The sequence below is a fragment of the Thermorudis peleae genome, from assembly GCF_000744775.1.
Lineage (GTDB): Bacteria > Chloroflexota > Chloroflexia > Thermomicrobiales > Thermomicrobiaceae > Thermorudis > Thermorudis peleae.
Window position 1 is genome coordinate 181,051 of record NZ_JQMP01000001.1, and the last position, 15,715, is coordinate 196,765.

General features: G+C 64.1%; 12 protein-coding genes. 7 read left to right on the plus strand and 5 right to left on the minus strand.

What is annotated here, in order from left to right; all coding sequences use genetic code 11:
- The first annotated feature begins 21 nt into the window (after window positions 1-21).
- Window positions 22-2,973 (plus strand): DUF7948 domain-containing protein, encoded by a 2,952-nt coding sequence (locus N675_RS00815; RefSeq protein ID WP_231577878.1) that lies wholly within the window; start codon window positions 22-24, stop codon window positions 2,971-2,973.
- Between the two features lie 300 nt (window positions 2,974-3,273).
- Window positions 3,274-3,657, plus strand: a complete 384-nt coding sequence (queF, locus tag N675_RS00820; RefSeq protein WP_038037430.1) for a preQ(1) synthase — start codon at window positions 3,274-3,276, stop codon at window positions 3,655-3,657.
- Between the two features lie 414 nt (window positions 3,658-4,071).
- On the opposite strand, the gene N675_RS00830 is transcribed toward queF, so the two are convergent.
- The gene (locus tag N675_RS00830) at window positions 4,072-5,100 is read right to left on the minus strand and encodes an NAD(P)/FAD-dependent oxidoreductase (protein WP_038037434.1); all 1,029 of its coding nucleotides are present in this window, start codon (window positions 5,098-5,100) and stop codon (window positions 4,072-4,074) included.
- A 169-nt stretch (window positions 5,101-5,269) separates the two neighbouring features.
- Between N675_RS00830 and N675_RS00835 the strand changes: the two genes are divergently transcribed.
- The gene (locus N675_RS00835) at window positions 5,270-6,055 is read left to right on the plus strand and encodes a fumarylacetoacetate hydrolase family protein (protein WP_038037437.1); all 786 of its coding nucleotides are present in this window, start codon (window positions 5,270-5,272) and stop codon (window positions 6,053-6,055) included.
- Entirely contained in the window at window positions 6,052-6,687 is a 636-nt protein-coding gene (locus tag N675_RS00840) for an HD domain-containing protein (protein ID WP_051913725.1), read from the plus strand. Before N675_RS00835 ends, N675_RS00840 begins: the two co-directional genes overlap by 4 nt.
- 199 nt (window positions 6,688-6,886) lie before the next feature.
- On the opposite strand, the gene N675_RS00845 is transcribed toward N675_RS00840, so the two are convergent.
- From N675_RS00845 to N675_RS14770, 3 genes are all read right to left on the minus strand, one after another.
- Window positions 6,887-7,936: a S1C family serine protease gene (locus N675_RS00845; protein ID WP_156100760.1), complete on the minus strand. Its 1,050-nt coding sequence runs from the start codon at window positions 7,934-7,936 to the stop codon at window positions 6,887-6,889.
- A gap of 16 nt (window positions 7,937-7,952) precedes the next feature.
- Complete coding sequence (locus tag N675_RS00850) at window positions 7,953-8,489, minus strand: hypothetical protein (protein ID WP_038037439.1); 537 nt, start codon at window positions 8,487-8,489, stop codon at window positions 7,953-7,955.
- A gap of 209 nt (window positions 8,490-8,698) precedes the next feature.
- Window positions 8,699-11,209, minus strand: coding sequence for a malic enzyme-like NAD(P)-binding protein (locus N675_RS14770; protein WP_081886736.1), 2,511 nt, complete (start codon window positions 11,207-11,209; stop codon window positions 8,699-8,701).
- A gap of 314 nt (window positions 11,210-11,523) precedes the next feature.
- Here N675_RS14770 and N675_RS14190 point away from each other — a divergent pair, with 314 nt between their 5' ends.
- From N675_RS14190 to N675_RS00875, 3 genes are all read left to right on the plus strand, one after another.
- On the plus strand, window positions 11,524-12,054 hold the full coding sequence (locus N675_RS14190; protein WP_156100761.1) for a hypothetical protein: 531 nt from the start codon (window positions 11,524-11,526) through the stop codon (window positions 12,052-12,054).
- 76 nt (window positions 12,055-12,130) lie between these two features.
- Window positions 12,131-13,063 carry an ABC transporter ATP-binding protein gene (locus N675_RS00870; RefSeq protein ID WP_197066246.1) on the plus strand — a complete coding sequence of 311 codons (933 nt, stop codon included), beginning with the start codon at window positions 12,131-12,133 and terminating at the stop codon, window positions 13,061-13,063.
- 1 nt (window position 13,064) lies between these two features.
- Window positions 13,065-14,054, plus strand: coding sequence for an ABC transporter permease (locus N675_RS00875; protein ID WP_038037444.1), 990 nt, complete (start codon window positions 13,065-13,067; stop codon window positions 14,052-14,054).
- 84 nt (window positions 14,055-14,138) lie between these two features.
- Here the strand turns inward: N675_RS00875 and N675_RS00880 are convergent, their stop codons facing one another.
- A complete protein-coding gene (locus N675_RS00880; protein WP_038037845.1) occupies window positions 14,139-15,710 on the minus strand; it encodes an o-succinylbenzoate--CoA ligase in 1,572 nt (523 codons plus the stop codon).
- Window positions 15,711-15,715: the final 5 nt, after the last annotated feature.

Genomic DNA, 15,715 nt, shown 5'->3' on the forward strand with positions numbered 1-15,715 from the left:
AGCGCTGAAAGGAACAGGGTGATGCGTAGACGGAGCATGGTGGTCTGGTCGATGGTCGTGCTGTTACTCGGGGCGGGGCTACCGCTGGTGCCGCGGGTGGCCCGGCCGCAGGCTGCACCAGCGTCGTCGCCGGAGGCGGCGCTGCAGCAGGCGGGGGTGGCTCTGCCCTTCCTGCTCAACACGGGCCAGTACCCGGCGGGCGTGGTGGCGGGGCTGAGCACGCTGCTGGGCGGGCTGGGCGTCTGGGTAGGGCAGGACGGGACACTGACGCTGGCGACGCGTGAGGCGGCTGTGGTCGAGCGGCTGGCGGGGCAGCCCCGGGCGGTGCGGCCGGGGCCGGCCAGCCCGACGGTGGTCCGCCGCTACGTTGGCACGCCCGAGCAGTGGCAGGAGGCGGTGCCGACAGCGCAGTGGCTGGAGCTGGCTGACCCCTGGCCGGGGGTGACCGTCCGGCTGGTGCCACGGTCCCAGGGGGTGGAGAAGCTGTTCACGCTGGCGCCTGGGGTGAGTCCGGCGACGATCGCGGTAGAGGTGGCGGGGGCGACGGTGGAGTCCACAGGTGATGGCGGGCTGGTGCTGCGGCCGGCGAGTGGTCCCCCGTTACAGGTAGCACCGCCCCAGGCGTTTCAGCCGCGGGCAGACGGCGGGCGTGACCCGATCCCGGCCGCCTACTGGGTTGCCGGGCAGCGCTACGGCGTCCAGCTACGCGGCCCGGTGGATCCAGCCCGGCCCGTCGTGATCGACCCGCTGGTCAGCGCGAGCTTTCTCGGGGGAAGCGGTCTCGACTCGGCTGACAACAGACGCGTTCTAAACCGGCTGCCGGACGGCCGGCTGGTTGTGGCTGGCTACACGCAGTCGCCGACCTTCCCAGGCGCTGGTGGGCCACGGCCTGGCGGGCCAGGCGACGCCGTGCTCGTCGCCCTCGACCCGGCTCTGACGACGATCAGCTGGGCGACCTACCTCGGCGGCAGCGGGGACGACATCGTCCTGTCCGTCGATGCCACGAGCAGCGACGTCTTCGTCGTGGGCCATACCACCTCCTTCAGCGACTTCCCCGGCACGCTGATCGGGACAGGTGGGGGCTCCGAGGACGCCTTCATCGCCCGCCTCACGGCCAGCGGCGCGCTCCAGTGGGCACGCCGCATCGGCGGCGCAGCGAACGTCTACGGTGAATATTTTGCTGGCGTGCAGGTAGCCAATGGGGCGGTCTACGCCGTGGGTTCTACCGACTCTGACTGGCAGGCGGCCAACATCCCCAACGGGGCGTACGACACCTCGTTCGACCGCTCCGGCAGCACGCCGCCGCTCGGAGCCGCGGTCATCGCCCGCTTCGACCTGAACGGCAACCTGACCGCCTGGACGTACAACTCCGTGCCAGGAGACACCTCCTACGCCTACGACCTCGTCGTCTGGGACACCGGCCTCGCGGTCGTGGGCAATTCGTGCGGCGTCCACACGACGCCCGGCGCCTTCCAGACGAGTTGCCAGGGCGGTGACCCATACCGTGACGGCTGGCTGGCCGTCTTCAGCCTCGACCTGCAGACCCTGCAGTACGGCACCTTCCTCGGCTCACCTGGCAGCGACATAGCCGTACAGGTTGTGCGGCAGGCAGCGACCGGCTTGCTCTGGATCCTCGGATTCACCGACAGCGCCAGTTTCCCCACGACGGTGAACCGCCTGCAGGCCTGCGGGAACGGGAGCTACGACGCCTTCTTGGTCGCGATTGCGCCGAACGGCAACGACGCGAGCGACCTGCGCTACGGTACCTGCCTCGGCTCGGCTGGTGACGATCGCGGTAGAGGACTCACCATTCTCGGCAAGGTGCTGGGGCTCGCCGTGACGGTGCGCGGGCCGGTCGGGTCGGGCTGGACGCCCGCAGGCAGCGCCTTCTTCGACGAGACCTACAACGGCCCGAGTGGTACGGTCAACGACTACCTCGCCCTGCTCGAGCTGGGCGGCGACGCCACCGCACCGACCGTCACCGTGCGGGCCTGGAGCTACCTCGGCAGCGACCGGAACCTGAATCAATTTGCCGGCGGGCTCGTACTGTGGGACGAGACCGTGTGCGAGGGTGACACCTGTGCCATGATCTATTTCCTTGCCCGCGCGACCCGCCAGGACGGGCAGCTCCTCAGCGGCCTGCCGCGCAACCTGCCGGTCGGCCCGGCCGGCGTCCTCCAGCCTCAACCGGCCGGTGACCAGGACGTTTACCTCGCGGTCTGGCAGCCGCTGGCGTGGAACTCCCTCGATAATAGCTGGGGGTTGGCGCCGGCCCGAGCCACGAGCGCGCAGTTGACGGTGGTGGGGCAGGGGAGCGTCGTCTCGAGTGTCTGGGACTGGGACGGCTCAACCGCGCTGCGCTTCAATCAGTCAGGTCCCGGCACCCAGACGATCAACACGCCCAGCCAGCGGCCGTTCCTGAACCAGCTCGTCTGGCTCGCGGCCACGCCGAGCCCGGGCTGGACGTTCCAGAGCTGGTCGGGCGACTGCACCGGGACGAATCCGACGATTCAGGTCACCGTCGGCACGACCCTCACCTGCACGGCGACCTTCGTGCCGACCACGCCTTCAACGCCGACGCCGCCACCGACGCCGACACCCACGCCGACGCCGGTGCCCAAGCCGGACCTGGTGGTGAGCGCGCTCGACGCCCGCCCACGCGCAGCCCGCGGTGGGCCGCTGCGGGCCACGGTGACCGTGCGCAACCAGGGCACCGCGCCTGCCCCGGCCAGCACCGTCGCCCTGCTCTTCTCCGCGGACCCAACGCCCAGTGCTGACGACCTGCAGCTGGGCACCTGTGGGATTGGGCCGCTCGGGGTTGGCCAGCAGGCCAGTTGCCAGGTGACGGTGCGCGCCTTGCCACGCACGCCGCACCAGCAGGGGTACCTGGTGGCGGTGGCCGACTGGGGGAATGGGGTGGTCGAACTGAACGAAACCAACAACAGCCTGGCCCAGCCGTTCCTGATCCAGTAGCGGCGGGGAGGCAGTCCGCGCGGGCCCCGGGGGAGGACGTCCACCCCCGGGGCAGTATCCTGCGTCAGGCCCTGGCGGATCCCCGCGGGTGCGCCGCAGCAGGCACAGGCGCGGGGGCGGCGGCTGCGGGGCCCGTCGGCTGCTCCGGTGGATGCTCTCGTGCAGCTGGGCTGCGGTGAGCGGGCTGGTCATCCGTGCGGGGGTGGCCGTGCCCCTGGCCCTGGCTCATGCACGCTGCCGGGCTATACTCGGGCCAGGTAGTCGGCGTAGAGATGCCGTGCGATTGGGAGGGCGTGGACGATGCCGACGCAGCCGAGCAAGGAGCTGGAGCCGATTCCCAACCCCAAGCCGGAGCGGGACTACGAGATTGAGATTACGACGACCGAGTTCACCTGCGTCTGTCCCAAGACGGGGCAGCCGGACTTTGCCACGCTCACGATCCGGTATGTGCCTGACCGCTGGATTGTGGAGCTGAAGTCGCTCAAGTGCTATCTCTGGTCGTTTCGCAACGAGGGGCACTACCACGAGGCGGTGACGAACCAGATTCTGGATGATCTGGTGCGGGTGCTGCAGCCGCGGCGGCTGACGGTGGTGGCGGACTTCAACGTGCGGGGTGGGCTGCACACGGTGGTGACGGCGCGCTACGAGCGGACGGTGGAGGCGGCGCCGGCAGCCGCCGACTGAGCCCGTGCCCCAGCGTGCGTTCAGCGGCGACGCCGCCGGCGGTGCCCAGCGCCGGGACAGCGGCGGGGACGCGGCCGGGCAACGGGGGCGGCGACCGGAACCATGTCCACTCCGGGCCGCCTGGGCAAGCTGGCTTCCACGGTACCGCGCCAGGCCGGGGGAAGGACGCCGCGTCCGGGCACTGAGCGTGCGCGTCAGCTGGCCGGCGTGGGGAGCGATGGCGCGGGCCCTGGGAGTGGCGCGGGCCGCGTGTGCGCATCAGCTCGCCTGCGCGTCGCACGCTGGCAGGGCGCTGCTCGAAGCCGCCGCGGTGCGCGTACTTGCTCACGGCGGCCCCGGTGCCCGTGCAGCCTGCTTGGGCATTGGTGCGTTTGCTGCTGCCCAGCGCTGGCACGCTGCAGGGGCGAGAACCGGCTAGGCTTCGGCCGCCTGCGCTGCCCGCTCGCGCTTCTCCATCACGTTGGTCGAGTGCCCCGCGTCCAGCCGGGCTGCGGGGTTGAGGTAGACCACCGCGTGGTTGACTGCCGTGATCGCTTCCGCCGCCCCCGTGGCAATCAGCTTGAACTTGCCGGGATAGGTCACCACATCCCCGGCGGCAAACACCCCCGGCAGGTTCGTCGCCATCGTCTGGGGATCAACGACGATGCTGTTGCGCTCGATGGTCAACCCCCAGCTCTTGAGCGGGCCAAGGTCCGCCACAAAGCCGATGGCGACCACCAGTTCCTGGGCGGGGATCACCCGGGTTTCGCCGCTGGGGCTGTGGTGGACGTGGACTTCCTCAAGGTGCGCGTTGCCCCGCACTTCAACCACTTCGTAGCCGGGGTAGTAGAGCGTGGCCGACGACGCATGGAGCGCGGCGACCGACCGCTCGTGGGCCCGGAACTTCGAGCGATGGACCAGCGTCAGCGAGCGGGCCAGTGGCGTGATCGCCAGCGCCCAGTCGACGGCCGAGTCCCCGCCGCCCACGACCACCACGTCTTTGTCGCGGAAGGACTCCAGATCTCGCACAAGGTAGTGGACACCGCGCCCTTCGAAGGCGGCGACGGTCGGGGCGGGCAAGCGCTTGGGTTCAAAGGAGCCGACACCCGCGCAGATGATGACCGTGCGGGTGTAGTGGGTAGCCTTGTCGGTGGTGAGGGCGTAGTAGCCGGCCTCGGGCAGCCAAGTGAGGGTCTGGGCGGTCTCGCCCAAGCAGGGGACAGCGCCGGTCGAGAGCCCCTGCTCGACTGCGCCTTTGACGTAGTCCTTAGCGAGGATCTTGGGGAAGCCAGCGACATCGTAGATGTACTTTTCCGGGTAGACCGCGATGAGCTGGCCGCCGAGTTCGGGCAGGGAATCGATGATTTTGGCAGTGAGGCCACGCATGCCAGCGTAGAAGGCGGCGAAGAGCCCCACCGGCCCACCACCGATGATGGTTACATCAAACACGTTGTGTTCGCTCATCTTCTGCTCCTCCGCACCGCTCATGGTGCGCCGCCGCGGTCTCCGTTGATCGCGGACGGCATCGGCCGTGTTCCGACACGTGCAATCTTAACTGAGCCTGTGGGGATTCGGCTAGGCGGTCGGCGTGCTAGGATACCGCACAGTGAAAAAGGAGGAGAGGAAGGAACGCATGCAACTTGGGCGAGTGCTGCTCGGTGATACGCCAGTGCTGGTTGTCGTCGAGAATGGGGTAGCCTATCGTGCTGACGGTGATCCCTTCCAGGGGGTGGTACGTAAAGGTGAAGAGATCGGGCCGTTTGCTGCACAGACCGTGTTGCCGCCGGTAGCGAGACCAAGCAAGATTGTCGCGGTTGGCCTCAACTATGCGTTGCATGTAACCGAGAACGATCCGACGCGCACCATTCCCGATGAACCCGTGTTGTTCATGAAACCGCCGTCTGCGCTCCTCGGCCATGGCGGGACCATCCTGTTGCCGCCAGGGAACCGTATCGACTATGAAGCAGAGCTCTGTCTCGTGATCGGGCGCCGAGCATCGCGCGTGCCTGAATCGTCAGCGCTCGACTATGTGCTCGGGTATACCTGCGGCAATGATGTGAGCCATCGCGACTATCAGCGCAAAGATGGGCAGTGGGTCCGCGCCAAAGGGTTCGACACGTTCTGTCCGCTGGGTCCCGTAATCGTCACCGACCTCGACCCGAATGATCTGGCAATCTGCTCGCGACTCAACGGGGAGGTGCGGCAGAACAACCGGACGAGCAACATGCTGTTTCCACCAGCGTTCCTGGTTTCCTTCATCTCCAACGTGATGACGCTCGAACCAGGCGATGTCATCATGACTGGCACCCCGGAGGGCGTGGGGCCGATGAAGCCGGGCGATGTCATCGAGGTCGAGATCGAGGGGATCGGCGTGCTGCGCAATACGGTCGCGGCACGGCCCGCGGAGGCAGCCTCGTGAACGCAGCGAGCGAATGGTCCCAGTTGCTGGCCTTTCTCCGCCTTGTTGGCAAGCTGAAACAGCTGCGCCGCAAAGGGTGGATCGACCGTGGCGTGCGCGAGCCAGAATCGGTTGCCGACCATAGTTTTCGTCTCGCTCTTCTTGCCTGGCTGATCGGCCAGTCTGTTGGCGGTGCGGATCCAGCACGAATGGCGCTGCTTGCGCTCGTCCACGACATGCCCGAGGCGCTCGCCGGTGATCGGACACCGTTTGATGACGCGCTTGCTGCTGGGGCTGATCGCACGGCGCTCTTTCGCCAGCCACCACCGAGGGACGCAGCTGCAACCGCGGCCAAGTCGCACGCGGAACGCGCAGCTCTGCATGAGATGACGGCAGTGCTCCCACCATCGCTGGCGGAAGCACTGCAGTCGTTGTGGGAAGAGTACGAGACGGGCGCAACGCTCGAGGCGCAACTGGTTCGTCAGCTTGATAAGCTTGAGACAGCGCTGCAGGCACTCGAGTACCACGAAACCCAGCCGGAGCTGGTGATCGATTCGTTCGTGCTCGGCCTGGACGACGCTGTGGTGCATCCGGCGCTGCGGGACATCGCGGCAGCGCTGCAGGCAACTTGGAAAGCCGGATCCACGAGCTAACGGCTCTCGACCAGGTTTCACGGGCTCCGACGGACACGGACGGGATGGCATGGGGCCATGGCCGAGCCGAGGTGTGCGCGCCTGGAAGTCTCTGGCCATAGTCTGCACTACGAGGACCTGCACAGGGCGCTTGGCATCCCGTTGCTGCCAGCGCCATCGGGTCCGTGACAACTCGCTCCCGGCCATCAGAGCATGCCGGTCAGGCGTCGGGCTCAGCATCGAGGGTCACGGGAATGGTCAGCAGTTGCTGGCCCCGCCGTACTGTAAGCACCAGTGTGCTACCGATTGCCGCTTGCCCGAGCATGCGCTGAAGCAGGTCGAAGCCGGTGAGTGGCTGGTCGTTGACGCGCGCGAGCACGTCGCCAGGACGCAGCCCAGCGCGGGCAGCCGGACTGCCAGGGGCAACCTGGCGGACGACGAGCCCCTGAGCCTGCTGTTGACCGTTGGCTCGCGCAACAATCCCGGGCATCGGGCGCACTTCGAGCACGACGCCCAGATAGGCTCGACGGACACGGCCATCTTTAATGAGCAAGCCAGCGACCCAGCGGGCGGTGTTGGACGGAATCGCAAAACTCAATCCCTGGGCTCCTGCGATGATGGCCGTGTTGACGCCAATAACCCGCGCACGCGTGTCAACGAGCGGCCCTCCGGAATTGCCGGGGTTGAGTGCGGCATCCGTCTGGATGATGTTCTCGATCATCCGCCCTGTCTGGCTGCGGAGTGAGCGCCCAAGGGCTGAGACGACGCCAGTCGTTACTGTCGCCGCAAAGCCAAACGGGTTGCCAATGGCAATCACCAGCTGCCCAACTCGCACCTGGTCAGAATCGCCAAGTTGTGCGGTTGGCAGCCCGCTTGCCTGCACACGAATCACTGCGAGATCGGTGGCCGGGTCTTCGCCGACGAGGCTTGCTGGAAGTTCACGCCCATCGCTTAAGGTCACGGTCAGGCGATCAGCACCGTGGACAACGTGGCTATTGGTCAGGATATAGCCATCTGGGGCAATGACAAAGCCCGTGCCAGCGCTGGGCAATTCGAACGGTTGATTACCATGTGCGGTGCGGACAAGCCCATGGCGGGTTGTCGCAATCCCAACGACCGCTGGCAGGATCTGGTCAACGACGGTCACCACGGCCTGCGAATACGCATCAAGGACGGTCTCAGCCTCGCGCGCATCCATCGTGGATGTCGGCTGTGCGTGCCCATTGGGCTGTGAATTGGCAAGTGGCTGAACGATGAGTGTCTGTCGCATTGAATCTGCTCCCTCGTCAACTTTCGTCGGTGATTTCAGTTGCTGGTCCACTCTGGCGCAGTTCCTGCACGCGCACCAGAGCCTGACGGAGTTCCGCGAGCCAGTCGGCCTGGTGGCGGGCGACGAGCCGGACGCACCATGCAAGCGCATCGCTACGACTCCGGGCAATGCCAGCTTCAACCAGCGTATCAAGCGTCTGCCGCTCGGGTAAACGCAGTCGGGTCATTACTGGAACACTCAGGACAGTGAAGAGCTGGCGTTGTCCGGCACAGACAACCCCCCAGGAGACTTTCCGCCGGAAGCGATACTCAGCCTCGCGGGCGATTTCCATCCGTAGCGGCCGTGTCTCTTCACGGAAGCGTTGGATACGTGCCAGAATCGCTTGCTGCCTCGCCTCGGGCGAAAGGTCGCTGGGCAGATTGGGTTCTGCCAAGGTGCCAACAACGAGAATCTCCTCGCGATCCGTGGTAATCTCCGGCTCGCCTTGAAACCAATGGTCAGGGAGACGGCCAAGAAACCAGCCGCGGATGTCGTCGTTCATTCGTGATGTCATCGCATTGTACTCCTTCTCGTACTCTTTGCAAGAGTGATTACATGATTACAAATCCTCGGCGTCTTGTCAAGCGGGGGGATCATGCCACAAGCATCGTCGTTGATCGATCTCGGCAACGCTCGCTGAACTTGGTTAAAGCGAAAAAAGTCCCACCGGGATCTCGCATCCAGGAACCCGGTGGGCAGGTGTGGTCTTCTGCGTGAGGTTAGTTACCGCACGGTCTCGTAAAGCATCGTCCGCGTACGGGCTGCGATCTCGTCGGGGTCGGCGGCGACACGCGCGACGCCGGTGTCGAGCGCAGCCCGCGCGACGGCCGCGGCGACCGCGGGAGGAACGCGGAGGTCAAGGCTGTCTGGAATGATGCGACCACTGGCGAGTTCGCGGTCGGTGACCAGTGACGCGATTGCCTCAGCGGCAGCGAGCTTCATTGCATCGTTGATATCGCGTGCCTGGACGTCGAGTGCGCCGCGGAAGATGCCAGGGAACGCGAGGGAATTGTTGACTTGATTTGGATAGTCGGAGCGCCCAGTGGCGACGACGAGTGCGCCGGCTTCCAGTGCCACGTCAGGGTGAATTTCTGGGTCAGGGTTGGCGAGGGCGAAGATGATCGGCTTTGGGGCCATCGTGCTAATCATCTGTGGCGTCAGGATATCAGGCGAGGACAGCCCGATGAAGACGTCAGCGCCGACCAGGGCGTCAGCTAATGTGCCGCGCAACCCCTGCTTATTTGTGAGCCGCGCCATTTCGAGCTTGTAGCGGTTCATGCCAATCTCACGGTCACGCGCGATGATGCCATGGCGATCACAGAGAATGAGATCGCCGACCCCGTAGACAAGCAGGAGTTTGGCAGTCGCAATGCCGGCGGCTCCGGCCCCGTTAATGACGATCTTTGCCTCGTTGAGGGGTGTGCCGCGCAAGCGGAACGCGTTGATGAGGCCAGCGAGCACGACGACGGCAGTGCCATGTTGGTCATCGTGGAAGACCGGCAGGTCGAGCCGCTCCTTTAGTGCCGCCTCGATCTCAAAGCACCGTGGAGCTGAGATATCTTCAAGATTAATTCCACCAAACGATGGTGCAATAGCCTCAACAAGATCGACAATCTGCTGCGGGTCACGTTCAGCGACGCAGATTGGGAACGCCTCGACTCCAGCCAGCGACTGGAAGAGCACGGCTTTGCCTTCCATGACGGGCAAGGCAGCCTGCGGGCCGATATCACCCAGCCCAAGCACCGCGCTGCCATCAGTCACGATGGCCACAAGATTGCCCTTCACGGTTAGGTTATAGACCTCGGGCGGATTCAGCCGTACTTCGTCCACCGGCACGAGGGCTGCCGGCGGTAAGTAGACAAGGTTGAGGATGTGCGGATCACGAATCGGGATCTTGCTGCGGATCTCGAGGACGCCGTGATGACGCTGGCGGAGTTCGATCGCCTCCTCCGCAAGTGAACGCGGCCGCATACTCAGCGGCCGCCGTGGTTCAAACGTCCCTTCATAGACGTAGCGACGCGTGTTTTCAGCCACGGTCGCTGGATCAACCGACCTGGTCGCCTCGCGTGTCTCATTTGCCGCTTGGACGACCGCCGCGGCAATGGCTGGCGCGACGCGGAAGTCGAAGAGCTGGGGCACGATCGACGTCGGCGAGCGCTGGCCGGGGGGCACGAGGCTCGCCAGTGCCTCTGCGGCGTAGACCAGTGTGCGCAGGCGAATGTTGCGCGCGCCCGAATCGAGCAACCCGCGGAAGACGCCCGGGAAGACAAGCGAAATATCCATCATGTTGGGATAATCAGCGCGGCCCGTGGCGACGATTGCAGCCCCCGCTTGCTTGGCAAGTTCTGGATCGATTTCAGGCGTCGGCAAAGCGAGCGCGAAGATAACGGGATCAGGTGCCATGCTGGCGACCATCTCTGGCGTCACGATGTTGCCCTGGGCGAGCCCGATGAAGACGTCAGCGCCCTTGAGGACGTCAGCCAGCGAGCCGCGGCGCCGTTCCGGATTCGTTTCCTTGGCAAGATAGGCCTTAGCCCAGTTCATCCGAACCGTGCGTCCGGCGTAGATCGCGCCGGCCCGGTCACAAACGACGATATCCCGCACGCCAACGCGATAGAGCAGCCGGGCAACCCCGATGCCGGAGAGCCCAGCGCCAGCGATCACGACGCGCACCTGCTCGAGCTGCTTGCCAACGACGTCAAGCGCGTTCTTGAGCGCGCCGAGGACGAGGATGGCCGTGCCGTGGTGCTGGTTACTAAAGACTGGAATCGGCGCACCTTTTTCGAGGTGATCGGCGATGGTGAAGCTATGCGGAGCACGGATATGGTCAAGGCAGATGGCTCCAAAGGTTGGCGTGAGTCGCAGGGCAACTTCGACGATAGCGAGTGGGTCATGAAGATCGACGCAAATCGGCACGGCGTCAACGCCGGCAAATGTTTTGAAGATGACGCTTTTGGCCTCAAGCAAGGGCAGTGCAGCCTCAACAGGCCCACGCGTGGGCCCGAAGAGGTCAGTGCCGTCAGTGAGAATCGCGACGGTATTGCCGCGTCCAGTGAGTTCAAAGGATGCGACTTCATCGCGGCTGATTGCGCGGCATGCCTCGGCAACGCCAGGCGTGTAGACGAGGCTGAGCATCGCACGGTCGCGCAGCGGCACCTTGCTGCCGATCCCAATCAGCCCGCGATACTGTCGGCGAAACGCCAATGTTGCATCTGGCTGGTCTAGCAGATACACCCTTCCGCCTCCGCCTGAGCCATCGGCCTGCCCCGTTGTCACCGCGCGATTGTACGCCCAGCCCAGCACTTGAGCAACTGGGCGATGGCAGGTCATCCTCTTGACAAATTGGCCGGGGAGGGGGTAGAATGAAGATGAGTCAGATACCGTTCAAAGGGGGTTTCGATAGGGTATCAGCCCACGAATACGCTCTGCTGAGCCAGCTGGCGGCGTGGATGTAGCGGAAAGAAGGTGCCAAATGTGGTGTGCGATAAAAGCTACACAACGATGAACGGGATCGCAGCGAGAGAGAACGGTAGCAAGGAGGCAATGGCATGCAGAAGAAGAGAGGATGCTTTGGACTGCTCGTCAGCGTCTTCTTGATAAACTTCCTTGCTTTCTCTCTTGTTCTAGAATCTGTAAGTGCAGCTGGCAGCGACAAAGGCAAGTACCCGCTTCACCTTACGACGGTTACTGTGCCTTTGTATCGTCTGCAGTCCTCTAACGAGCAGGGGTTAGCAGCAGGTTCTCAGCGTATTTCGCCGGATAATACGGTTGAAGGCGATTGTGGGACGGCTTCTATGTCTATCGGTGATGCTGGTGATGGCTACGCGAATGTTTCATTGTTTGTTGAGAGCTCGCAGGGACCGTTTGTGTACGCAAGCTATAGTTGGGCTGGAACAGCGCCAGTCGGGGCAATCAGCCGAAGTGGTTGGGAAGTCTTCTTGCCAACAACGGAATGGAGCCACGTTGATCACGTTTATACGGGGTCAGGGTTTGTGAGTGTTGCGGGAACGATACAGATAAGCTCTGGTCTCGGTACGTGTGTCAGTAAGCCGTTGTATGGCTTTGGGTGGATTTTATAACGGTAACGGGGAGGGAGCCGGCCATAAGGCACGCGATCGAGCCAGCGGTTCCCCCTCGCACTGAGCGCAAATGATCATGAGTCGAGAAGAGCAGGCACGTTTCGTTCTCCAAGGCATTACAAAGCGGCTGAAGCGGCGTCCAGTGCTCCAGGATGTGTCGCTCACCTTGCCCGCTGGGGCCGTGACGGTGCTGCTGGGGCCGAATGGCTCCGGGAAGAGCACACTACTGCGGGTTATCGCTGGCATGCTGCAACCAGACGCAGGCGTGCGGCGACTCGGCGACGGGACGACGCTGCCTCCACACGCGCCGCCGCCCCGGGCCGTTGTCCTGGTCGAGGAGCCCGCATTCTACCCAACACTCGATGGTTGGGCGAATGTACGCTACCTCCTCAGACTAGCAGCACTCGCTGATGGCCGGCAGACGGTTGACGATCAGACGATCAAGGACGCGCTCATCACGGTCGGGTTGGATGCGGTGGCCGATCGCCCGGTTGGTGGATACTCGCGAGGCATGCGTCAGCGACTGGGATTAGCCGTGGTTCTGGCTTACCAGCCTGACCTTGTTGTCCTCGATGAGCCCGCCACTGGCCTGGACGAACCTGGGCGAACACTGCTGCACGAGTTGCTCGACCGCTGGCGTGCAGCTGGGGTGGCTGTCCTCGTGACGACGCACGAGGTTGCTGAAGCCGAGACGTTCGCCGATCGGGTTGCCGTGCTGGTTCGTGGTCGGATTGTTGCCGAGGGCACACTCACTGAGCTAACGCCACCAGTCGGGTATGTCGTCCGCGTGCTTCCGGAGCAGGTGACAACAGCGCTCGAGGCGCTTGTCGGCTGGCCCGTGATGGCTCAGTCTGACGGGCTGGTGCGCGTGACGGGCGATGGTACGGTCGGGCCTGCAGTACACCAGGCGCTGGCAACACGGGGCGTTTTCCCGTTGGCGAGCTCTATCGAGCGGCAGAGCCTTGTTGCCTTCTACCGGGAAGTACTTCAGCGGGAAGGGGTAGTCTAGCATGCCGCAGTGGCGCCTCGGGCTAAGCTTGCTTGAACTGGAGTTGCGCAAGTCCTGGCGGGCGCCCATCCTCCTTATGGTCATCGGCTTTGTCTTTTTGCAGCTTCTGTTCGCGTTCAGCCTGTTGCAAGGGCTATCAGATGATCTCGAGCAATACCGTAAGATCCAAAAGACCGGTATTCCTGTGCCGACCTGCGAGCAGCTGAACCTTCCCCCTGGGGTGATTTGTCAACAGGCGCAAGACCAGTTCCGCCAGATGAAGCCGCAGATCGACCAGCAGTTCACCCAGACGCTCGTTCCCCCGATCGTTGCGCGTATGGCGCTGCTCCAGCCCGTGCAGACTGGCATCTGGGCTGCAGGGTGGTTGGCGAGTGGTCCGGGTTTGCTTTTCCTCCTGGCCCTAGGAGCCGAGTTAATGGGGAGTGAATGGCAGTGGCGGACGGTACGTACTGTGCTGGGCATCGGGGCACGACGGTGGCAGTGGCTGGCGTCGAAGGTAACCGTAGCCGTGCTGATCAGCTGGGTCATGCTCGTGGTTGACTGGGCCTGCCTGGCACTTGCCTCGATTGGCTTCTCGCTCTACTACCGCATCGAACCGATACCTGGGTTGCCGGTACTACCGAGGAGTCTTGCTATCGACCAGATGGCGCGGGCGCTGGTGGTTGTCGCGTTCTTTGCTGTCGCTGGGGTGACGGCAGCAGCGTTTGCGCGCAGTCCTGGGAGTGGGCTGGCTCTCGGCCTGGTGACGCTGATGGCCTGGCTTATGCTTGGGCGTACAAAGACGATGCTGGGGGCGCTGAGCTTCGCGACCTGGGTCGGGCAGTGGATGGGCTGGCGGCGTGGACAAACCTGGGAAATGGCGCATCTCTTCTGGATTGTCCCGCGCCACTGGCTGCCGGCACCAGCGTGGGCCGGGGCAGCGATTGTGCTCACGCTGCTTGCTGGCGTTGGGTTGGCAAGGGTCGCGCTTACCCGGGATGAACTGGCTTGATGCAAATCTGGTCAGTGAAGCTGGCCTGCGCCAGGTCGACAACGGCAGGAATGGAGCACGACTGTAGGAATAGGATGCAAGCGTTCACTCGCCAGGCCGGCCACGAGCCGTGGCGGGCGGTGCAGCTTCGCTGGCTGGCTGCGTCCATCCGTCGCGGACGGCATGCCGGCGCAGTTTTCCCGAGGCCGTGCGTGGCAAGGCAGCGACGAACCGGATATCCCGTGGAACTTTATAGCCGGCCAGGCGATCACGGCACCAGGCCTGAAGCGCGGCGGCGTCGAGTTGGGCATCAGGGTGTAGTTGGACTGCGGCGACGACCCGCTGGCCCCACTCAGGATCAGGCACGCCTACGACACAGGCATCAGCCACGGCAGGGTGAGCCAGTAGCACAGCTTCGACCTCAGCGGGATAGACGTTCTCCCCGCCAGTTACGATCAGATCCTCTCGTCGATCGAGCACGTAGAGGTACCCGTCTTCGTCGAGGTAGCCAAGGTCTCCGGTACGTAGCCAACCGTCCTGGAACGCTGCTGCTGTACGTTCTGGCTGGCGAAAATAGCCTGGCGTCACGACGGGGCCACGGACGAGGATTTCGCCCACTTCGCCCGGCGTTGCTTCACCCCGTTTGCCAAGAATGCGAAGTGCGTTGGGATAAAGTGGCTTGCCAGCCGCTCCTAACTTCCGCAGCGCATCCTCTGGCGCGAGCGTGACAACCTGCGATGCGGTCTCTGTAAGCCCGTACGTCTGTACCACCGGGGCACCAAGACGGGCGCACGCTTCCAAGAGTGGGCGCGGAGCTGGCCCGCCACCAAGCAAGATCACTCGGAGGGAAGGCGGGAAGGGCCGCTCGCCCCGTGCACGGAGCATTCGCCAGAGCATGGTACTGACGACTGAGATCATCGTGACGTCGCCACGGTCGATGGCAGCGTTCACCGCCTCTGCATCAAAACGCTCGTGTACGAGCACGCGAAACCCGCCAATGACGCTCCGGAAGAGGATCGATATTCCCCCAACATGAAAGAGTGGCATGCAGAGGAGCCAGCAATCATCAGGCGTAACCCCAAGATTGAGCGCCGAGCCGATGGCGTTCCACCAATGATTACCATAGGTCAGCATCACGCCTTTCGGTCGACCGGTGGTTCCTGAGGTGTACACGATCGTATGTACGGCATTGAGATCGACCGTGCGCTGCACTGTTGCCGGAGCCTCGGGCGCAGTCTCGAGCAGCGGCACTGAGAGCGCGTCTGCATCGGCTGTGTCAGCGAGAACGATACGGCATGATTGCTCAAGACCATGGGTGGTGGCCTGTTCGAGCGCTGCCTGAGCGTGCGCCAACAGCGTTTGGTTGGTGAGCAACACGCGTGGGCTTGCCTCGGCCAATTGTGGAGCGAGTTCTGCTGGGGAGAGCCGGGTGTTCAGCGGCACAAGAACGGCTGGGATGCGACTCACGGCATGCACTGCGAGCACCATCGTGTAGCTATTGGGCAGCAAGGTCGCAACACGATCGCCCGATGCTACCCCGAAAGCGATGAGCTGGCGGGCGAGACGATCAGCCGCGGCACAAAGTTGCTGAAATGTGAACGTGGCATCTGAAGTGGCCAGGGCTTGACGGTTAGGGACACGCTGTGCCTGCCAGGAGAGCCATTCAGGAACCACCATGTTCA